We start from the raw sequence: 19113 nt of genomic DNA on the forward strand, positions 1-19113 counted from the left end.
ACATGGCATACGATCCGCGCGAACTCGCCCAGCGCATCGCCAGGCTGGATGCCCAGCCGCGGGCGGAATTGCTGAGGCGCCTGGCGGAGCAGGGCGTCGACATCGCCACGTTGCCCATCGTGCCGTTTCCCTCGGTCGAGCGCTATCCCCTGTCCCATGCCCAGCAAGGACTGTGGCTGACGTGGCGCCTGGACCCGCATTCACCCGCCTACAACATGGCGGGCCTGCTGTCGCTGGAAGGGCGCCTGGATCATCCCGCGCTGATGCAAGCCCTGGCCGATCTGGCGGACCGCCACGCGGTGTTGCGAACGGTATTCGTCGAGCATCACGACCAGCTCGCCCAGCAGGTCCTGGAGACGTTGCCGGATACCTTCCTGCCGGCGCGGGATGCGGCATCGTTCGACGTGTCCGGCCTGCCCGCGCAAGCACGCGAGACGCAGGCCAGACGCATTGCCGCCGAGCTCGCCAACCAGCCCTTCGACCTGGCTGCCGCCCCGGCGTGGCGGATCGGCCTGATCCGCCTGGATGAGCACACGCACTGGCTTTCGATCGTGGTCCATCACATCCTGGCCGATGGCTGGTCGCAGGATGTGCTGTTGAACGACCTGGCCGGTTGCTATGCGGCGCGCGTGGCGGGCCAGGCGCCCGCGTTGGCGCCGCTGCCCATCCAGTTCGGCGACTATGCCCTGTGGCAACGCGAGTGGTATGCGGCCAGCCGGTTGCCGGCGCAGCTGGACTACTGGAAGTCGGTGCTCGACCCCGCGCCCGAGACGCTGCGCCTGCCCCTGGACCGCCCGCGGCCGCGGCGTCGCGATGGCGTGGCCGCGGCCTGCCGTTTCACGCTGGCGCCCGAGACCGCCGCCGGCCTGCGCCGCCATGCGCGCGATGCCGGCGCCTCGCTCTACATGTGCATGCTGGCCCTGCTGAAGCTGACGCTGTCGCGTTATTGCGGCCAGGACGATATCGCGGTCGGTTCTCCGGTGGCCGACCGCACGCGCGCGGAAACGCATGGCCTGATCGGCTACCTGACCAATATGACGGTGTTGCGCACCCGCGTGGATACGCGGCGCGATTTCCGCGCCTTGCTGGCGGCGGTGCGGACCACGGTGCTGGATGCGCAGGCCAACCAGGATTGCCCCTACGACCTGCTGGTATCGGAACTGGGCGTGCCACGCGATGCGGGGATCAATCCCTTGTTCCAGGTCAAGTGCACCGAGCAGGCCTCCCTGAGCGCGATGGCGCACGGCCGTCTGGGCGATCTGGTCCTGCGCGGCGTGCCGGCCGCCACGGAGCATGCGCATTTCGATCTGAGCCTGGACTATACGGTGGATGGCGAGTGCGTCGAATGCGCGCTGATCTATGCCACCGACGTCTGGGATGCCGTCACCGTGGCGACGTTTGCCGATACCTTGTCGGCCTGCGCTGCCGCGGTAGCCACCGATGCCGGCCGGCCGCTGTCCATGCTGGCGCGGGCCGATGCCAGTCCGGTCATCGCCGGCGAGCACGCCTTATATCCCGACAGCGATGTGCTGGCACTCTGGACCCGCCAGGTAGCCTCGCACGGAGAACGCATTGCCGTGCGCGCGGAGGATCGCACGATCAGCTACCGCGACCTTGACGCGGCGGCCGGGCGTTTGAGCGAGCTGCTGGCCGCCGCCGGGGTGGCGGGCGAATCGCGCGTCGGCCTGCATGCCGGCCGTGGCTGCGAGTTCGTCATCGGCCTGCTGGCCATCCTGAAAGCCGGGGCGGCGTGCGTGCCGATGGATCCCGACCTGCCACCCGAACGGCTTACGCATCTCTTGTGCGATAGCCGCGCATGCGTCGTGTTGAGCGATGCGGGCGGGGCGCAGGCGCCGGACTGGCTGGGCGATGTGCCACGCATTGACTTGCGGGCGGATGCGCATCCTTGCGAACACCCGGGCACGACCGTGCCGGTCCACCCGGCGCAGGCTGCATATCTGATCTATACCTCCGGCTCGACGGGCACCCCCAAGGGCGTCGTCGTCAGTCGCGGCGCCCTCAACAACTACGTGCAAGGCGTACTCGCGCGGCTGGCGCTGCCGGACGACGCCGACAGCATGGCCATGGTGTCGACCGTCGCCGCCGACCTGGGCCACACGGTGCTGTTTGGCGCGCTCTGCGCCGGCCGCACGCTGCACATGATTTCCGCCGCGCGGGCGTTCGATCCCGACGGCTTCGCCGCCTACATGGCGGAGCACCGCATCGGCGTGCTGAAAATCGTCCCGGGCCATCTGCAGGCCTTGCTGCAGTCCGCGCGTGGTGCCGACGTCCTGCCGCGCCATGCGCTGGTGCTGGGCGGCGAGGCGACGGGCTGGCCGCTGTACGACCGCATCGCCGGCCTGGCCCCGGACTGCCGGGTCTTCAACCACTATGGCCCTACCGAGACCACGGTCGGTGTCCTGACCCTGGCCGTCGCGCCGGATGCGCCGCGCCAGGGAGATACCGTGCCTGTCGGCCGCCCCTTGCCGAACATGTCCGCATGCGTCTTGGACGACAACCTGGATCCCGTGCCGCCCGGCGCGGAAGGCGAGCTGTACATCTCCGGTCCGGCCGTCGCGCGCGGCTACCAGGGGCGGCCGGGGCAGACGGCGGAGCGCTTCCTCGCCTGCCCGCATGATCCGGCGCAGCGCATGTACCGCACCGGCGATCGCGTCAGGGTCCTGCGCGATGGCAACCTGGCCTTCCTGGGCCGTGCCGACGACCAGGTGAAAGTGCGCGGCTATCGCGTCGAGCCCGCTGAAGTGGCGACGGCGTTGCGCGCCATCGAAGGCGTGGGCGACGCCGCGGTCGTCCCTCGCGCGGAAGCGGACGGACGCGTGCAACTGCACGCCTACGTGACGCCGGCCGGCCGCGCTGCCCCGGCCGTGGACGGCGATCCGCATGTGGAAGGCCGTACGGATGTGGAAGGCCGGACGGACGTGGGGGGCGGCCCGGATCCGTCCGTGCTGCGCGCGAGCGTGGCCGCGCTGCTGCCCGACTACATGGTGCCTGCCACTTTCACCGTCATCGCGGCCTTGCCACGCACCGCCAACGGCAAGCTGGATCGACGGGCCCTGCCGGAACCCAGGCGGGCCGACGCCACACCCGACGACGCGCCGGTCGGGTCGGTGGAAGAAACCCTGGCCGAGATCTGGGCCGAGGTCCTGGGCGTGCCACGCGTGGGCCGCCAGGACAACTTCTTCGAACTGGGCGGCGACTCCATCCTCAGCCTGAAAGTGATGGCGCGCGCGCGGCGCAAGAACCTGCGCATCGCGCCGCGATTGATCTTCGATCACCAGACCTTGCAAGCCCTGGCGGCGGCGATTGCCGAGGCCGGTCCACGCGACACGCCGCCAGCAGCCGATGACGCCAGCCCGGCCGCGCCGTCCCGCCAGCAGCCGGTGATGTCCCATGCGCAGCAGCGGCAATGGTTTCTCTGGCGCATGGATCCGACAAGCTCGGCGTATCACGTCAGCGGCGCCATGCGTTTGCGCGGGACGCTGGACCTGCCGGCCGTCGCGCGCGCTTTCGATGCGCTGGCGGCGCGTCACACCGGCCTGCGCACGCGCTTCCGTCCGACGGCCGATGGCCTGGCCGTGCCGGAGGTGCTCGAACCCGCGCGGGTCGTCATCCGCCAGTGCGATCTGCGGCACGAACCGCCCGCACCGCGCGACTCGCGCGATCCGCTCGAATCAGGCGACACGCGCGAGGCACGAGACGCGCGGGCGCGCGACGTGGCCCAGGCATGGGTCGCCGAGCCCTTCGACCTGGAAACAGGCCCCTTGCTGCGCGTCGGCCTGATCACGCTGGACGATCGTGAACACGTGCTGTTGATCGCGATGCATCACATCGTGTCGGACGGCTGGTCGATGCAGATCCTGGTCGACGAGTTTTCCTCGCTTTATCGCGACTACGCACAGGGACAGGCGCCGCGGCTGCCGGACATTCCCGGCGAGTACGCGGACTATGGCGACTATGCGGCGCGGCAGCGCGCCTGGCTGGAGCAGGGCGAAGGCCAGCGGCAACTGGCTTACTGGAAGGACGCACTGGCCGGCGAACAGCCGGTGCTGCACCTGCCCGTTGACGCGCCGCGCCGCGCCGACGGCGTCTATCGTGCGGGCAGCCATGGCTTCGACCTGCCACCGTCGCTGGCGCGGGCGCTGCGTCGGACGGCGCGGGAGCGTGACGCCACCGTCTACGTGCTGCTGCTCGCCGGCTTCCAGGCCCTGCTGCACCGCTATTGCGGCGAAACCGACATCCGCGTGGGCGTCCCGATCGCCAACCGGCACCGCGAGGGCACCGAAGCCATCATTGGCTTCTTCGTCAACACGCAGGTGATGCGCGCGACGATCACGCCGGCCACCACGCTGGACCAGCTGGCCGCGTCGACGCGCGACGCGGCGCGCCAGGCGCAGGCGCACCAGGACCTGCCGTTCGAGCATCTCGTCGACGCCTTGCAGCCGGACCGGGCGGTCGGCCAGACGCCGCTGTTCCAGGTCATGTTCAATCACCAGCGTCCCGATTATGGCGCGCTGCGCGAGCTGCCCGGGCTGGAAATCGCGGACTATCCCATCGGTGGCCAGGCCGCCCAGTTCGAGCTGACGTGCAATACCGCGGAGCTGCCGGATGGCCGCATCGCCGTCAACCTCGTTCACGCCAGCGAGTTGTTCGACCCGCGTACCATCGAACAACTGGGGCGGCATTATGTGGCGCTGCTGGAGCAGATGACGCGGGATGCCCACGTTCGCGTCGCGCGCGCGCCCTTGAATGCGGATGCGGAGCTCCAGCGGCTGGCACGCTGGGGCGGCCAGCGTGGGGAAACCGCCAGTCCGGACGTGGCGCCGGCAGGCATCCATCGGCGTTTCGAGGCGGCCGTGCGCCGCCATCCGCATGCGCCCGCGCTGGCATGCGGCGATGACGTCCTGGATTACGAGACCTTGAATGCCCGTGCCAATCGACTCGCGCACCGGTTGATTGCCGCGGGTGTCGGCCCGGAAATCCGGGTCGGCCTGGCGGCGCGGCGTTCCGCCGGAATGGTGGTGGCCATGCTGGCCATCCTGAAGGCCGGCGGGGCCTACGTCCCGCTGGATCCGGACTATCCGGAAGAACGGTTGCGCTATACCGCGCGCGACAGCGGCATGACGCATCTGATGCTGCAAACGGAGCTCGCCTCCGGCATGGCGTGGCTGGAGGATGCCCTGCCGGCGGGCGCGCAGGTCATCAGCTTCGATCGGACCGGCGTGCACGCGCGTTGCATGGACCCGGCGGATGACGCCGCCATCGATGACCCGGACGTCGTCGTCGACGATGCCAATCTCGCCTACGTCATCTACACGTCGGGCTCCACCGGCCGCCCCAAGGGCGCGCAGCTGTGCCACGGCCAGGTGCGTCGGCTGCTGTCGGCCACCGATCCCTGGTTTGGCTTCGGATCGGGCGACGTCTGGACGCTATTCCATTCCTATGCCTTCGACTTTTCCGTGTGGGAGATATTCGGCGCCTTGTGCACCGGCGGCAAGCTGGTCGTCGTCCCGCACGACGTCAGTCGTTCGCCCGACGAATTCCTCGAACTGCTGCGCGCGCAGCGCGTGACCGTCCTCAACCAGACGCCTTCGGCGTTCCAGCAGCTGATGCAGGCGCCAGGACTTCAGGGCCGCGCCGACGGCCATGGCCTGGCGCTGCGCGTGGTGATCTTCGGCGGCGAGGCGCTGGAACCGCGCGCCTTGCTGCCATGGATGTCCGCCTTCGGTGACCAGTCGCCCCGCCTGGTCAACATGTACGGCATTACCGAGACCACGGTGCACGTCACGTATCGGCCGATCACGCTGGCCGATGCGGATACCGGCAGCAGCCCCATCGGGATCGGAATTCCGGACCTGGGCCTGTGCGTGCTGGATGCGGAGATGGCGCCGGCACCCATAGGCGTGCCGGGTGAGCTGTACGTCAGTGGCGCCGGCCTGGCGCGCGGCTATCTGAACCGTCCTGGCCTGACCGCGGAACGCTTCGTCGCGCATCCCGATGGCAATGGCGAGCGGCTGTATCGCACCGGCGACATGGCGCGCTGGACGCATGATGGCCAGCTGGAATACCTGGGCAGGCTGGATCAGCAGGTGAAAATCCGCGGCTTTCGGATCGAGCTGGGCGAAATCGAAGCGCGCTTGCTGGCGCAGGCCGGTGTCCGGCAGTGCGCGGTGCTGGCGCAAACCGGCACGGAGGAAGGCCAGGGTGGGGACCACGCCCGCCTGGTCGCCTATGTCACGCCCGCGAACCTGGATCCCGCCATGTTGCGCCAGGCATTGGAGCGGGAGCTGCCGGCATACATGGTGCCGGCCGCCATCGTCGCGCTGGACGCCTTGCCCGTCACGGCCAACGGCAAGCTGGACCGTAAGGCGCTGCCCCGGGCACGTTTCGAGTCCGGCCAGGACCATGAGGCGCCGCTGGGGCCGGTGGAGGAAGCCCTTGCCGATACCTGGCGCAAGGTGCTGGGCATCGGCCGGCTCGGCCGCCATGACAATTTTTTCGAGATCGGCGGCGACTCCATCCTGAGCCTGCAGATCGTGGCGCGGTTGCGGCAGGCGGGCTGGCGCGTCACGCCTCGGCAGATGTTCGAACGCCAGAGCATCGCGGCCTTGGCGGAGGTGGCGGTGCGCCTGGACGGGCAGGGCCGTTCCGTTGCTGGCGCGCCCGCCGCTGGCACGTCCGCCGCGGGCACGTCCGCCGCGGGCACGTCCTCCGATGGCGCGTCATCCGATGCCGCCTCCGACGACGCCTCCGCCGACGCCGCGCGTCAAGAAGACGCCAGGGCTGAGACCGTGCCAGGCCAGGAAGTGCCACTGCTGCCCATCCAGGCCAGTTTCCTCGAACAGCCGCTGCCCACGCACAACCACTGGAATCAGGCGGTACTGCTGCGCAGCGACGCGGAGATCGATATCGACGCGCTGCGGGCCGCCCTGGCGGCCGTGGTGGCGCATCACGATGCGCTACGGTTGCGCTACCGGCGCGAAGCGGATGGCCGCTGGGTCCAGCGCTACGCCCAAGCCGATACGGCTGCCGAGATCCGGGACGTGCCCGTCTGGGACGTGCCCGTCTGGGACGTGCCCGCGCGCGACGCCGCGCAGATCGAGGCGCACTGCGCGCGGGCGCAGGCCAGCCTGGATATCACCGACGGCCCCTTGCTGCGCGCCGTGCGCATGCAGGTGGCCGACGGAAGCTGGCGTTTGCTGCTGGTGGTCCACCATCTGGCCATCGACGGCGTGTCCTGGCGCATCCTGCTGGAGGACCTGCGCCTGGCCTATGAGCAGGCGACGACCTCGACCTCGACCTCAACCTCGCCTTCGAACACGACGTCCACGCCGACGCTGCCCGCACGCACGGCCAGCTACGGTGCCTGGGCGCGCTATCTGCGCGAGCAAGCCGCCGCGCACCTACCCGACGCGCAGTACTGGCTGAACCAGCCCGCAGGCGACTTCCCGACGCCGGACCACGCGGGCGCCGCGGCGCGGCTATGCGACCAACGACGCATCCAGCTCAGCCTGACCCGCGAGCAGACGCACTCCCTGCTGCGGCAGGCGCCCGCCGCCTACCGTACGCAGGTCAACGACCTGTTGCTGGCCTCCCTGGCCGCGGCCCTGAAGCAATGGCGCAGCGTGCGTGCGGTCCGCATCGACCTGGAAGGCCACGGTCGGGAGAGCGGGGTGGAGCCCGAGGCGCCCGACGTCACCCGCACCGTGGGCTGGTTCACGAGCATCTACCCGGTCGTCCTGGAGACGGACGGCGAACCGGAACAACTGATCCGTCGCACCAAGGAACAATTGCGCGGCGTTCCGCGCAACGGCATGGGCCATGGCGTGCTGAAACAATGGGGCGACCCATCCGTCCGCGACGCATTGGCGCGCGCGCCCCAGGCGCCTATCCTCTTCAACTACCTGGGCCAGTTCGACGCCGGCGTGGGCGCTGGCGGCGACTGGCGTGTCGCCGCCGAAGACGTAGGCGCCGGCCAACTGGACAGCGCGCCCTTGTCGCACGCGCTGACCATCAACGGCCGCGTCTATGACGGCCGGCTGACACTGGACCTGGGCTACAGCGGCGGGCAGTGGGCCGAATCGACCATGCGCGACTTGGCCGCGTGCTGGACGCAGGCGCTGTCGTCCGTGATCGCGCATTGCACCGGCGGCGCGCAGGGCGTCACGCCCTCGGATTTCCCGCTGGCGCGACTGACGCAGGCCGAACTGGACGCGCTGCCTATTCCGGCACCGGTCGGCCAGTGGCAGGATATCTACCCGGTCACACCCATGCAGGCCGGCATGCTGTTTCACGCCGTCTATGAACACGACGCCGCGGCCGGTAGCACGGCAGCCACCAGCACGGCGGCCACCAGCACGGTAGCCACCACCACGGCAGCCACAACCACGGCAGCCACGAGCACGGCAGCCACGAGCACGGCCCCCGCCGCTGCCGATCAACCCTACATCAACCAGCTGCGCGTCGACGTGCGCGGCCTGGACGTGGCGCGTTTCCAGGCCGCCTGGGACGCCGCCGTGGCCCGCCATGACGTGCTGCGCACCGGCTTCGTCACTCGCGCGGGCGCGCCCCTGCAATGGATCGCCCGCCAGGCCCGGCTGCCCTTCGAACAACTGACCCTGCGCGGCGCCGCGAGCGACGTGGCCACTCAATTGGACGCCCTGGCGGCCGCCCAACGCGCGGCCGGCTTCGACCTGACAAAGCCGCCCCTGATGCGCTGCCTGCTGGTGCGCGTGAACGACGACACCCATCACTTCATCTGGACCCACCATCATCTGTTGATGGACGGATGGAGCATCTCCCAACTCTTGGGTGAAGTGCTCAGCGAATACGCCGGCAGGGTGGTCACGCGCCCCGCTGGACGCTACAAGGATTATCTGCATTGGCTTGCCACCCGCGACGCGAAAGCCACCGAGGCCTACTGGACCGGGCAATTGCGCCAACTGCAAGCGCCGACCTTGCTGGCGGAAACCGTATCCGCCGCGCGGCTCGCGCCAGACATGCAGCCGGAGCAGGACCGGTATGGCAGCTGGACCCTGGACCTGGACGATGCGGCGACCCAGTCGCTGGCGGCCTGCGCGCGGCGCGAACGTGTCACGCTCAATACGCTGGTGCAGGCCGCGTTGTCGCTCGTGTTGAGCCTGCATACAGGTCAGGACACGGTGGCTTTCGGGGCGACGACCTCGGGCCGCCCGGATGATCTGGCGGGGGCGCAGCACGTGCTCGGCCTGTATATCAACACGCTGCCCGTCCTGGTGCCCTTGCGCGCGACGCAGACGGTCGGAGACTGGCTGCGCGAACTCCAGGCGGGCAACGTTGCCGCGCGCGAGCACGAGCATACGCCGCTGTATGCGATACAACGCTGGGCAGGCCTGGGTGGACAGGCCCTGTTCGACACGCTGCTGGTGTTCGAAAATTACCCCGTCGATGAGGCATTGGCCCAACCCTTGCCCGGCGACGTGCGATTCAGCGGACTGGCGACGACGGAGCAGACCAGCTATCCGTTGACGGTGGTCGTCTCGCATCGGGACCACCTGTATCTGCGCCTGGGGCATGACCGGCTGTCGTTCGGCGATGCGGAAGCGGAAATGCTGGGGCGTCGCTTGCTGCGGACGCTGTCGCTGTTGGCGGCCGATGGCGAAGCGGGTCTGGGGACGTTGGCATTGCTGGCGGACCAGGAAGGCGATGCATTGCGTTCGTGGATGGTCGGCGGGCCGCTCGCCGAGGCACTGGCGGGATGGCGGGACCGGCCCGTCCACGCCGTGATCGCGGCGCAGGCGGCCCGCACGCCGGATGCTGTCGCGGTGAGTATGGCGGTGGATGAGCAGGGTAGTGCGGGCGGCACGTTGACCCTGACCTACGCGGAACTGGAGCGGCAGTCGAACCGGCTGGCGCATCGGCTGATGTCGTTGGGCGTGGGGCCTGAGCGACGCGTGGCGATCGCCGCGCATCGGCATCCGTCGCTGGTGGTCAGCCTTCTGGCGGTGCTCAAGACCGGCGCGGCCTATGTGCCGCTGGATCCGGAGTATCCGGATGACCGGCTGGCCTACATGGTCCAGGACAGTGCGCCCGCGCTGGTGTTGACGCAATCGTGGCTGTCGGACCGCGTGCGGTCATGGACCGATGCGGTCCTGGAGGTCGACACGCTGGACCTTTCCGGCGAGCCGTACCACACCCCCGACGTACCGGTGCACACCGAGCAGGCGTGCTACGTGATCTACACCTCCGGCTCGACCGGCAAGCCCAAGGGCGCCACCAACCGCCACATCGGCCTGGGCAACCGCCTGGCCTGGATGCAGCAGGCCTACGGCCTGGGCGAAGACGACGTGGTATTGCAGAAGACACCCTTCAGCTTCGATGTATCGGTCTGGGAGTTCTTCTGGCCGCTGATGACAGGCGCGCGCCTGGCGCTGGCCGGCGTGGGCGAGCATCGCGATGCCGAGCGGCTGTTGGCGCGCATCGTCGATCACGGCGTCACGACGCTGCACTTCGTGCCCTCGATGCTGCACGCCTTCGTTGCCCACTGCGAATCGCAGGTGGCCACGGTGAAGGGCAGTGACGCCCGGCAGGGCCATGACGCGTCGCGTGGCCAGGGAACGCCGCCGGCCGGCGACGTGCCCGTGCTGGACGCGGCCCGGCAGGTGCTGCGCCGCGTCTTCTGCAGCGGCGAAGCATTGCCGGCCGAACTATGCGGCCGTTTCCAGGCCCTGTTTCCGAATACGGAGCTGCACAACCTGTACGGCCCGACCGAGGCGGCCATCGACGTCACGTCCTGGGATTGCGCGAACGCCAGCGGCACAGGCGTGCCCATCGGCCGCCCGATTGCCGGCCTGCGTACGCATGTCCTTGACGCAAACTTGAACGAAGTCCCGCCGGGCGTGGCGGGCGAGTTGTACCTGGGCGGCACGGGCCTGGGTCGGGGCTATCTGAACCGACCGGGCCTGACCGCCGATCGCTTCGTGGCCGATCCCTACGGGACAGGACTGCGGCTCTATCGCACCGGGGATCTGGCACGTTGGAACCATGAAGGCCAGCTCGAATACCTCGGCCGCCTGGACCACCAGGTCAAGCTGCGCGGCCAGCGCATCGAACTCGGTGAAATCGAAGCGCAGCTGCAAGCGCAAGCCGGCGTGCAACAGGCAGCGGTCCTGGCGCAAGCGGGCGCGCCACCGGGCCCAGGTAATGCCGGTAATGCCGGGGTCGCCAGCACCGTGGGCACCGCCGGCACCGCCAGCACCGCCAGCGTGCGGCTGGTCGCGTACGTCACGCCAGCAGACCTGGACGCCGCCGAATTGCGGCAAGCCCTGGAGCGCAGCCTGCCCGCCTACATGGTCCCATCCGCTTTCGTCCTGCTGGACAAGCTCCCGGTCACAGCCAACGGCAAGCTCGATCGCCGAGCACTCCCCCAGGCGGAATTCACCGTCACGGACCCCTACGAACCCCCGCAAGGCCAGGCGGAAGAAACCCTGGCCGCCATCTGGCGCGACGTCCTCGGCATCGACCAAATCGGTCGCCACGACAACTACTTCGAAGTCGGCGGCGACTCGATCCTGAGCATCCAGATCGTCGCGCGAGCACGGCAAGCCGGGCTGCGGCTCACCCCCCGGCAGGTATTCGAGCACCAGACCATCGCCGAACTGGCGAACGACGCCGTGCCCATGCCCGTGCCTGTGCCCACGCACGGCTTCGACGCGCCAGTGCCGCCGGCCGCAGCCGCGCCGGCCCCTGGTATGTCGACCGCCGTGTCGCAGGGCATGGCCTCCAGGAACCCGCCCGTCCGCCAGACCCTGGCCGATCACCCCGGCACACCCGCCGCCGCGACGCTGGGCCTGGCCGATGCCGGCATCGAAGATGTCCACTCCCTTTCGCCGACACAGGAAGGCATGCTGTTCCACTCGATCGAGGCGAACGGCAAAGCCCTTTACGTGAACCAGATCAGCGTCCGCGTGCACGGCGCCGACGCGCAACGCCTGGCCGACGCATGGGCGGCGATGGTGGCGCGCCATCCTACCTTGCGCACCTCCTTCCTGTGGCAAGCCGGCATGGACCGCCCGTTGCAGATTGTCCATCGCCACGTCGACCCCCAGGTCCGCGTCCTCGATTGGCGCGGCCGCCCGGATCTGCCGGAGCAACTGGCCGCCCACGCGGCAGCCGAGGCGCAAGCCATCGATCTCGCGCGCCCGCCGCTATCTCGCCTGGCCCTGATCCGCCTGGACGCCGATACCCATCAGCTGATCTGGACGCACCATCACCTGTTGCTGGACGGCTGGAGCGCGTCGCGCCTGATGGGCGAGTGGCTGCGCGCCTACGGCGGCGATCCGCTGCCGCCCGCCGGCCCGGCCTACGGCCGCTACGTGCGATGGCTGGCTGGCCAGGATCGCCAGGCCAGCGAGCGCTTCTGGCAGCAGGCGCTGCGGTCCCTGGACGGTCCGACGCTGCTGGGGCAGTGCCCCGGCGCTCGCCAGCAACCGGGCGCGGAAGGCTATGCGCGCATCTACACCCGCCTGGACGCCGCGCGCACCGCCAGCCTGCGGCAATTCGCCCAGTCCCAGCGCGTCACGCTGAACACGGTGATCCAGGCAGCCTGGGGACTGCTGTTGCAGCGCTGCGCCGGCAAGGACACGGTCGTGTTCGGCGCCACGGTATCGGGGCGTCCCGCCGCCCTGGAAGGGGTGGAGGACATCCTGGGCCTGTTCATCAACACCATACCGGTGCCCGTCCGCGCGGCACCGTCGCGGACGGTGGGAGACTTCCTGCGCGACCTGCAGGCGGAAAACCTTCGATTGCGCGAACACGAGCATGCCGGGTTGGCGGACATCCAGCGGTGGGCCGGGTCTTCCGGCCGGCCATTGTTCGACAGCATCATCGTGTTCGAGAACTATCCGGTCGACCGCACCTTGAAGGGCCGCGAACGCTACGGACTGCGCTTCGAGGACAGCCACGGCGGCGGGCTGACCGGCTACGTCATGGACATACAGGTCGTCGCCACCGACGAAATCGAACTGGAGTACTGCTACGCCACGGCGACGCTGCCCGAGGCCATGGTGCTCGACCTGCGGCGCCAGATGGAGCAGCTGCTGCGCGAGATCGAGCGCGATGCGCGGGCGCCCGTGGGCAACCTGGGGTGGCTGGACGAAGCGGCGCTCGGCCATCTGCGGGACTGGGGCCGCGACGCCGGTCAGCCGCCCGCCGGCGAACGGGGCTACGTCCATGAGCTGATCGCCGCGCATGCGCGGCGGCAACCGGATGCCCTGGCCGTGGTCATGGATGACGGCGCGTACACCTATGCCGCCCTCGACGCGGCGGCCAACCGCCTGGCGCATCGCCTGGTGCGGGCGGGCATCGGCCCCGAAGTCCGGGTCGGCGTGGCGATGCCGCGTTCGCTCGACATCGTGGTGGCCTTCCTGGCAGTCCTCAAGGCGGGTGGCACCTACGTACCGATGGACCTGGATCATCCCGAGGACCGCCTGGCCTACATCGCGCGCGACAGCGGCATGGCGCTGCTGCTGGCCGCGTCATCGGCGCCGGCCCATCTGTCGCGCATCGGCGTGCCGGTGCTGGCCTGCGATGCCGCGATCACCGCGGGCCAGCCGTCCGGACAGCCTTCCACCCAGCCGCCCGGCCCGCCGTCCACCCAACCACGCGTGCGCCTGTCGCCGGACAATCTTGCCTACATCATCTATACGTCCGGCTCCACCGGCAAGCCCAAGGGCGTGGCGGTCAGCCACGGTCCGCTCGCCATGCACTGCCAGGCCACGGCGCGCATCTACGGCATGACGCCGGATTCGCGCGAGCTGCTGTTCATGTCGTTCTCGTTCGACGGCGCGCATGAACGATGGCTGACGACGTTGACGACCGGAGCGCGCCTGGCGGTGCGCGGCCAGGACCTTTGGACCGCGCAGGAATCACTGGATGCCTTGCGCCGTTACGGCATCACCAATGGCGCCTTCCCGCCCGCCTACCTGGCGCAGATGGCGGAACATGCCGCATTGCATGGCAACGCGCCGACCATGGACCTGTACGTGTTCGGTGGCGAGGCGATGCCGCGCGCGGTCTACGAACGGGTCCGTACGCACCTGCCGGCGCGCAGCTATATCAACGGCTATGGTCCCACCGAGACCGTGGTGACGCCCCTGATCTGGAAAACGCCGGCCGACGCCGGCTTCGATTGCGCCTATGCACCCATCGGCAAGACGGTGGGCGAGCGGCAGCTGTACGTGCTGGACGCGGACCTGCGGCCGGTGCCGGTCGGGCACGTCGGCGAGCTATACATCGGCGGCTACGGCGTGGCCCGGGGCTATCTGGGGCGCATGGCACTGACCGCGGAAAGCTTTGTCGCCGATCCCTTCGGGGATCCGGGCTCGCGCATGTATCGCAGCGGCGATATGGTGCGGTGGCTGCCGGACGGCAATGTGGAGTACATCGGCCGGCGCGACAACCAGGTCAAGATCCGCGGGTTCCGCATCGAACTGGGCGAAGTCGAGTCGCGCATCCTGGCGCTGCCGGGCGTGGAAGAGGCCGCCGTCGTGGTGCACCAGGGACCGTCCGGGACGCAGTTGGCCGCCTATATCGGCGCGGGCCAACAAAGCGCCAGTACCGGCACTCCCGGCACCCCCGGCGCTACCGGCACCACCGGCATCACCACCCCCGGCGCCCATGCCTTGGCAGCCCGCCTGCGCACGCAGCTCGCCGCGCAACTGCCGGACTACATGGTGCCCGCATCCATCACGGTGTTGCCCAGCTTGCCGCGCCTGATCAGCGGCAAGCTGGACCGGCAGTCCCTGCCGGCGCCCGGCGCGGCGGCGCAGCGGGAATTCGTGGCGCCGTCCACCGACGCCGCGCGCCAGCTTGCCGCCATCTGGGAAAACGTACTGGACGCCCCCCGCGTGGGACAGACCGACAACTTCTTCGAGCTGGGCGGCGATTCGCTGCTGAGCCTCAAGATGTTGAGCCGCGTACGCGCGCTGGCCCACCCGGACCTGACGTTCACGCTGCGCGACCTGATGCGCCAGCCCACCATCGCCGGCCTGCTGGGCCTGGACGAGATCCAGCCGCCGGCGCCGGTTCCGCTGAACGGCGGCCAGGGCACGCGCGCGCCCTTGTTCTGCGTGCATGCGGGCATGGGCACGCTTTACGACTACCAGCCGCTGGCCAGGGATTTCGACGGCATCCAGCCGATATACGGCCTGCCGTGCCGCATGCTGCTGGACGACGCCCACCTGGACCATTCCCTGTCGCAGATGGCCGACGATTATTGCGCCATGGTCGTGGCGGCGCAGCCGCAAGGCCCCATCCACCTGCTGGGATGGTCGCTGGGCGGCACGCTGGCCGCGATGATGACGCAACGCCTGGAAGCACAAGGCCGAACCGTCGCCTTTCTGGGCCTGGTGGATCCCTACGTCAGCGGGCTGGAGCAGGATCCCTTGCGCGACTGGCGCGAGGACCTGCCGGCCTATGCGCGGTTGATGGTGCCCGATATTCCGCGCGATCGCACCGCCGCCATCGACCTTGCCGGCGAGCCTGAATTGACGCAGGAGGCAGCCGCGTCGCGCCTGCGCGATCTGCTGGACGGCTCGACGGCCGGCCAGGCGGCCTTGGGCGCCCAGGAGCTTGCGCGCATCTTCCTGGTGGCGCGTCGCCTGCAGGCCCTGTCGCTGGAGGCCGGTCCCGTCGGCAAGGTGCGCGCGCGTCCATGGTGCTGGTGGCGCGCGGACCGCGATCCCGTGCAACGGTGGACGCTGTCGGCGCAGCTGGGCCACGCGACCGGCGTGGTCCATCGCACCTTGGACGCGGATCACTATGCCATCATCCGCGCCGCCGGACTGCGCGAGCAGCTGGCCGCCGTGCTGGCGATGGCATGCGACAACGGCGATGCCGCCGACGACGACGCCGAAGCAGCACTTGTGGCGGAGGACTTATAAGGAACGGGAATCCGAGCGTGGTTGGGCCGGCGCGAACGCGGCGGCCAACCACGCCGCGATATCGCGGCGTACCTGCATGGCTTCGGGAACGATGTTCCCCAGCCGCGCGAAATCGTGCACCATGCCCGGATACACCACGCACTCGGCGCGTACGCCGGCATCGCGCAGGCGTTGTCCGTAAGCCAGGCCTTCGTCGGTGAGCATGTCGCATTCGGCCAGGACGATATGGGCCGGCGCCAGCCCCGACAGGTCCCGGCACTCCAGCGGCGCGAAGCGCCAGTCGCGCGCGTCGCCGGCATCGCCCAGGTAATGCCGGTACATCCAGCGCAGCGTGTCCGCCTCCAGCAGGTAGCCCGTGGCATAGCGGCGGCGCGTATCGAAATCCTCGTCGGCGCTGGTGCAGGGGTAGAGCAGCACCTGCGCCGTGGGGGGCGCCAGGCCCGCATCGCGCGATGCGATCGCCAGGCCGGTGGCCAGCGTGGCACCCGCGCTATCGCCGCACACGGCCACGCGCGACGCATCGCATCCCAGTGCCCCGGCGTTGCCGAGCGCCCATCGATAGGCATCCCAGGCATCTTCCACCGCGGCGGGAAAGCGATGTTCCGGTGCCAGCCGGTAATCCACCGCCAGCACCGCGCACGGCGTCAATGCAGCCAGGTCGCGGCACAGGGAGTCATGCGATTCCAGGCCGCCGACACAGTAGCCTCCCCCGTGGAAGAACAGCAGCAGCGGCAAGGCGCCGCCGCCCGTCGGCAGGTACAGGCGCATCGGCAGCCGGCCGCCGTCCCGCCGCGCCGTGTTCAGCAAGCGGGTTTCGACCCGTGGCGAGCCGGGCGTATCCAGCATGGGCGTGGCGGCGTCGTAGTCCGCCCGCGCCTGCTCCGGTGTGCGCGTGTGCATGGGGCGGCCCGCGCCCGCCGCCACCATGTCCAGGAAGGCCGCCAGGTCGGGCTGCAGCGTGCTCACGCTACCAGCTGTACGACAAGGTGCCGACGAACGTGCGTTCCTGCCCGTAGCGGCAGTTCAGCGTGTTGTTGCGGCATACGATGGTCTCCTTGTTGAACAGGTTGATGACGTTCAGCCCCAGCCGCCAGCCGCGGATCTCGTAGTGCAGGCCGGCATCGAACAGCACCGCGTCGTCGTTGGTGATGGTGTTGGCGACGTCCGCGTAGGTCTTGCCGATGTACCGTACCCCCGCGCCCATGCCCAGCCCGCGCAGCAGGCCGGAAGGCAAGGTGTAGTTCAGCCATGCCGACGCCATGTGCTCCGGCGTCACGATGGGGATGTTGCCTTCCTCTGCCGGGTTGTTGCTGCTTTTCACGCGGATATCGTTGAAGGTATAGGAAGCCAGCAGGTCCAGGTTGCGCGTCAGGTTGGCCTTGCCTTCCAATTCCACGCCGCGCGAGCGGATCTTGCCGGTCTGCACGCTGAAGTTGACGTCCGTCGGGTCGGTGGTCAGCACGTTCTTCTGGGTCAGGTCGTATACCGCCACGGCCACATAGCTGTTGCCGCCCGGCGGCTGGTACTTGACGCCCACTTCGTACTGCTCGCCCTTGGTCGGCCGGAACGGCGTGCTGTCCTTGGTCGCGCCCGCCTGTGGCAGGAAGGACGTGCTGTAGCTGACGTAGGGGACGACGCCATTGTCGAACTGGTAGCCCAGCCCCGCGCGCCCGGTGAACGCATCGTCGTCCTGCCGCGTGGCGTCGCCGGCCAGCCTGTCCTGGCTGTTGCTGCGCGCCCAGTCCTGCCGGCCGCCCAGCGTCAGGATCCACTTGTCGAGCTTGACCTGGTCCTGTACGTACAGGCCCATCTGGCGGCTGACCTGCTTCAGGTCGATGATGCTGCCGGCGTCCGACGGATACGGGATATTCAGCCCGTACTGCGGATTGTCCAGGTCCAGCGGGGGCGCCGTGCCCTGGCGGTAGTGTTGCTGTCCGTCCAGGAACTGGTAGTCGATGCCGGTCAGCAGCGTATGGGCGGCAGGGCCGGTCTGGAATTTCCATTCCGCCTGGTTGTCAACCACGAAACTGTCCGCGCTTTCCTTGGATGCCAGGGCGTAGCGGCTGATCGTATGGCCGTCAGGCAGCATGCGCAGCGCGTACAGGTCGCGCTGGTCCAGCCAGCCCTTCTGGTAGCGGGCATTCTGGCGCACGGTCAGCAGCGAATTGAAGCGATGCGAGAACTGGTAGCCGATCGAATACTGCTCGCGATCGTACTTGTTGAAGTCGTAGTCGCCCACCAGCGTGTGCGTGGGATAGACCGGCCGCGACTCGCCGCCGGTGCGGTCGTGCTGCCAGTTCGTCAGCAGCGTGAAGGACGTGTCGGCGTCTGGCTGCCAGGTGAAGGCCGGCGCGATATAGCCCAGGTCATCGGGGTAGCGATGGCCGGAGCCGTATTTGTCCTGCGTGCCCGCGTCGCGCCAGATGCCGGTCAGGCGGTACAGGTACTTGCCGTCCTTGTCGATGGGACCGCCCAGGTCGAACTGCGCCTGCTGGCGGTCCCAGCTGCCGAACTGGATCCCGATGTCGCCGAAGGGCTCGGCCGTCGGCCGCTTGGTCACCCGGTTGACGATGCCGCCCGGCGCCACCTGGCCGTACAGCACGGAAGACGGGCCGCGGATTACGTCGATGCGCTCCAGCGCATAAGGATCCATGCGCATGCGGATCTGGTCATACGGCATCTGGCTCAGGCCGTCGCGATAGTCGCCGCTGATCTTGGCGTCGAAGCCGCGCAGCACGATCCAGTCGTTGCGGACATCGTTGCCGCCGAAATTGTTGACCTGCACGCCCGGCACGTACTGCACCGCCTGGGCGACGCTCAGGTCATTGCGGTCGCGCATTTCCTGCTGGGTCACGACCGATATGGACTGCGGGATCTCGCTCAGCGGCGTATTGGTCTTGGAGCCCGTCATCGAGTCGGTGGCGACGTAGCCGCTGGTCGGCCCGGTCACCGGGTTCTGCGCCGAGCCGGTGACGTTGACCACCGGGAGGGTGGTGGTCGACGCGGCCGGCGCCTGCTGCGCCTGTTTCCCCTGTTGCGTCTGTGGTGCCTGTTGCGCCTGGACGGCTGCCGTTGCGCCCAGCCCCAACAGCAAGGAAGTACCTAGCAGCGGTCGTCGAAAAGGAAAGGAAAGAACCCCGGTCAGCAGCGTTTTGTTTTGTTTTTTCATAATGGT

Annotated in this window: 3 protein-coding genes; 1 reads left to right on the forward strand and 2 read right to left on the reverse strand. The window is 69.1% G+C overall.

What is annotated here, in order from left to right; translation table 11 throughout:
* The first annotated feature begins 2 nt into the window (after positions 1–2).
* Positions 3–15938: an amino acid adenylation domain-containing protein gene (locus CAL12_RS28790; protein ID WP_086064520.1), complete on the forward strand. Its 15936-nt coding sequence runs from the start codon at positions 3–5 to the stop codon at positions 15936–15938.
* Here CAL12_RS28790 and CAL12_RS11065 read toward each other — a convergent pair.
* Both CAL12_RS11065 and CAL12_RS11070 read right to left on the reverse strand, forming a co-directional pair.
* The gene (locus CAL12_RS11065) at positions 15933–16904 is read right to left on the reverse strand and encodes an alpha/beta hydrolase (RefSeq protein ID WP_232464780.1); all 972 of its coding nucleotides are present in this window, start codon (positions 16902–16904) and stop codon (positions 15933–15935) included. The two genes, CAL12_RS28790 and CAL12_RS11065, sit on opposite strands and share 6 nt — an antisense overlap.
* A gap of 1 nt (position 16905) precedes the next feature.
* A complete protein-coding gene (locus tag CAL12_RS11070; RefSeq protein ID WP_086064521.1) occupies positions 16906–19107 on the reverse strand; it encodes a TonB-dependent siderophore receptor in 2202 nt (733 codons plus the stop codon).
* Positions 19108–19113: the final 6 nt, after the last annotated feature.

The sequence above is a fragment of the Bordetella genomosp. 8 genome, assembly GCF_002119685.1.
In the GTDB taxonomy this organism is placed as follows: Bacteria; Pseudomonadota; Gammaproteobacteria; order Burkholderiales; family Burkholderiaceae_B; genus Bordetella_C.

Excerpts from the sequence above, each read along its gene's own strand:
- CAL12_RS28790 (WP_086064520.1), top strand. The coding sequence starts at position 3 with ATGGCATACGATCCGCGCGAACTCGCCCAGCGCATCGCCAGGCTGGAT.
- CAL12_RS11070 (WP_086064521.1), bottom strand. The coding sequence starts at position 19,107 with ATGAAAAAACAAAACAAAACGCTGCTGACCGGGGTTCTTTCCTTTCCT.